2 protein-coding genes and 1 pseudogene are annotated in these 3,441 nt (G+C 49.2%); all 3 read right to left on the reverse strand.

From position 1 onward, the window contains the following. Nucleotides 1–230: 230 nt before the first annotated feature. A complete protein-coding gene (locus tag ACTIE6_RS20660; RefSeq protein ID WP_439558438.1) occupies nucleotides 231–1,397 on the reverse strand; it encodes a glycan-binding surface protein in 1,167 nt (388 codons plus the stop codon). A gap of 20 nt (nucleotides 1,398–1,417) precedes the next feature. After that, nucleotides 1,418–3,043, reverse strand: a complete 1,626-nt coding sequence (locus tag ACTIE6_RS20665; protein WP_439558439.1) for a RagB/SusD family nutrient uptake outer membrane protein — start codon at nucleotides 3,041–3,043, stop codon at nucleotides 1,418–1,420. 48 nt (nucleotides 3,044–3,091) lie between these two features. Beyond that, a pseudogene (locus tag ACTIE6_RS20670) lies at nucleotides 3,092–3,441 on the reverse strand (SusC/RagA family TonB-linked outer membrane protein); the annotation flags it as partial.

A 3,441-nucleotide genomic window follows, 5' to 3' on the forward strand; every position in this document is an offset into this window, starting at 1 on the left:
AGGGTGACAAAACATAGCCTTTGTCACCCTGAGCGCAGTCGAAGGGAAAGGCGAGCGCTCTCGAAGGAGCGGCCGCGCAAGCCTTGTCACACTGAGCGCAGTCGAAGTGTTGTCACCCTGAGCGCACCGGGCCGCCGGGCGGTCGAAGGGCAAGGCGATAACTGTGCAGTCGAAGGTATAGCAAGCGCAAGCCTTGTCACCCTGAGCGCAGTCGAAGGGAGGAGCGGGCACTACTTCTTCACAATCCTGAAATTATCTACACTTCCATTGAAAGAAGCAATCACAACATCGGGTGTGTTGAAGAGTACTTTCAGGTCGGTGATTTTGGACACGTCGGGGATGGTGTTGCCTCCGGCATTCTTGAACTCTGACAGTTCTATCACCGCGGTTCTCCATCCGTTGGTCTGGTAACCTGTGGCGGCGTATGCTGTTGAGTTCCAGGGTTGGAATGAGAAGGTGTATTCGCTTTTGTCGGCGGTAATGGTAATGTCATACTTACCTGCTTTCCACGGCTCTGCAATGTTGTGCTCGAATTTAAACTGTCTTTCCGAAGCTGGTCCTGCGGGCAATTTGAAATCGAATGAACAGGTTGAGAAAACCCAGGCATCGTTGTATCCGGTAGCTGGCAGCTTGGTGCCTTTGATGCGCGAATATTTGCCCGAAATCGCGCCCGGGTCGGTTGCCGGAATAATAGGCGCAGCGCCCCAGCATACTTCCGAGCCCCAGCTTGTGGCAGGAATGTCGAAATTGATCATATTCCCTTCAATGTCGTTGACCTTGAAATTAGTTTTTGCAGTACCAAACTCACCTTCCACCGTAACAATACCTGAAAGCGCAGTAGCAGGCATTTTGGCAGTGATTGAGTTGACAGTGCTGTTCACAATTTGCAGGTTGGTATCTCCCACCTTCACCGACTTGATGTTGTAGAAATACTCACCGCCGATCATGATATTGCCGCCGAGCTTGATAAATTCTAAATACATACCAGAGATAACCGGACTAGGCGCAGTAAGTACAAAATCGTAGGTAGCTTCACCCCCGTTTGTCACCACCCTGATTTTGCTGGATACCCTTGCATCAGTCGCTTTGGTAGGTGCTTCGGCCGGAATGGCGATGACGATATTGGAATTGCTCCCCAGGGCTGAATTGAATGTTGCTTCAAAATCATTGAAATAAACCTTCAATACACTTCCCAGATTTTGCCCCTGGATCACGATCAGACTTCCTGGCTCAGCCGCACTTAATGAGCTGTCGGCCTTGGTCGGGTCGAGCAGACGCACGTTGCTGATCACAGGCGCGCCATCGATATCTTCATTGTTACAGCTCTGAAAGGAAACCAGCATGAGCGCTGCCGCCATTACTACCAGGGCTGTTCTATATATATGCTTGAAATTCATGTCTTAAATGCGATTAGAGGTTAGTCTTTTAGTTTGCTGAAATCAAAAGCGACAGGTTCGTTTTTCAGCGAAGGCGCATTGATGATCTCTGCTTCCGGGAAGGGAAGGTACAGTGTAGCTTCCGACAGCGGGTAGTATTCAGCAGGTGAGTAGGTTACCGCGTATTTTTTCGGATTGGTCGTACCCGCCACGTAGCTCATCGTATAGTTTTCCTTGTGCTGGGCAGCTGTATAAGCGATCGCTTTTGCAGGGTTGAAATAGTACCAGCGCACGATCTCGTTCCAGGAGTTACCTTCAAAAACGGTTTCAATCCTTCTTTCCCGGAATATATCCTCGAAAGTAAGCGACGTTTTCGACGGCAGACCAGCTCTCTTGCGAACTGCATTGAAGTATTCCAATGCTTTCGGATCAGCAGTAGAGGCACTGTTGCCCAGGACCGCATCTGCATAAATCAGGTATACTTCTGCAAGACGCAGCATGTAGGAGTTGATGTTCGCTGACATAAATCCGCCTAATCCGCCATTATCCGAAGGTGAACCTACAATGTATTTTTTAACAGCCGCGAGTGCCGCCGGACGCACGTATTTCAGTCCGCCGTTTGCTTTGTTGATGTTGGGATACACATCGCTGTCAAACATACCGATCGCTTTTCTACGAAGTGAATCCGCCGGGTTTTCGGTAAAATACTTCACAAGATCCGCCGAAACGCCTTGCGCAGCGCCCCAGCCGTCGCCTGTTCCGGTGATGTTGGCGTCGTAAGCAAAGTAAGCCTGGAATGAATTATTGATCCCCCATGGATTGCTGATCGGCATCCATTGCAGCGAGAACAAGCTTTCCGGATTGTTCTTTGTTGCATTATGGTTGGCGCTTTCAAACAGCTCAGCATAAGTCGGTGCGAGCGACAGCCCGCTTTTTGTAATCACACTTTCCGCATAATATTTAGCGCTGTCCAGGTCCGACTGGCTGCGGGTACCATTCTGGTTTAATCCCGAGCGCATCAGGTACATCCTGGCGAGCATTCCTTCTGCCGAATATTTGGTCAAACGGCCCTGAACAGTACTTGTTGGCAGGTTAGCCGCTGCGTAGCGATAATCCTGAATCAGCAGCTTCCAGATATCTTCCACTTTGTTTCTGACAGGCGGCTCATTGATCTGCGCAACGTTATCATACACGATCGGCACCGCGCCCCAGTTGGTGACCAGGTAATAATAGGCAGTAGCACGCATAAACCGGCATTCACCCAATCCCTGCGACTTGACAGCAGCAGAAGCAGTACTTCCGGTCGCTTCGTTGATCGCCTTGTAAGCATTGTTACTTTGCGCAATGATTTTGTAAAAAGATTTATAACCCGGTAAAAGCGTGTTTACATCCGTGGATGGAATAGCATGCTTTACATAGGCGGTACGGTCGTTGGAATTAAGGTTACCCGCGCGGGCTTCCTGGAACGACATGGCTGCTTTGTCATTGAAATCAAACCAGACGATGTTGTAAAGCGGCGCGGTACCGGCCAGGATTTCGTCGTCTGTTTTGTAAAAGTTACCCGAAGTAAGCGCGTCCAGCGGCGGACGGTCCAGGAAGTCTTCACTGCATCCCTGCATGAGCGTTAATGCGCCTATTGCCGCTATAAGTTTTAATTTGAATTGCATATAGAGTATTTTTTTGATCTTGTTATTAGGTCCTTAAACCCTGGTTTGTTAAAAATCAGCCAGCAGACCGAAAGAGTACATGCGCACCGAAGGATAACGTCCTGTATCAATCCCGGCCATCACAGTACCTCCGTAATTCACCATACCGATTTCAGGATCATATCCTTTGTATTTGGTAATGGTAAAAAGGTTCTGCGCACCTACCGACGCTTTCAATCCTCTCACGAAAGTGTCTTTCAGAATGCTTTTCGGGAAGTTGTAGCTGAGGGTAATGTTTTTCAGACGTACATAGCTTCCATCCTCGATGAAATTGGTGTTCATCCGGTTGTTTCCATTCGGATCGCCCGGCGCAATGCGCGGAATCTGGTAGCCCGGGTTTGTAAGTGTTACGTTTTCTG

Origin of the sequence: Dyadobacter sp., assembly GCF_051859145.1 — a bacterium.
In the GTDB taxonomy this organism is placed as follows: domain Bacteria; phylum Bacteroidota; class Bacteroidia; order Cytophagales; family Spirosomataceae; genus Dyadobacter.

Bases quoted from the DNA above. Each gene is read 5' to 3' on its own strand.
- ACTIE6_RS20660 (WP_439558438.1), bottom strand. From the start codon at position 1,397: ATGAATTTCAAGCATATATATAGAACAGCCCTGGTAGTAATGGCGGCA.
- ACTIE6_RS20665 (WP_439558439.1), bottom strand. From the start codon at position 3,043: ATGCAATTCAAATTAAAACTTATAGCGGCAATAGGCGCATTAACGCTC.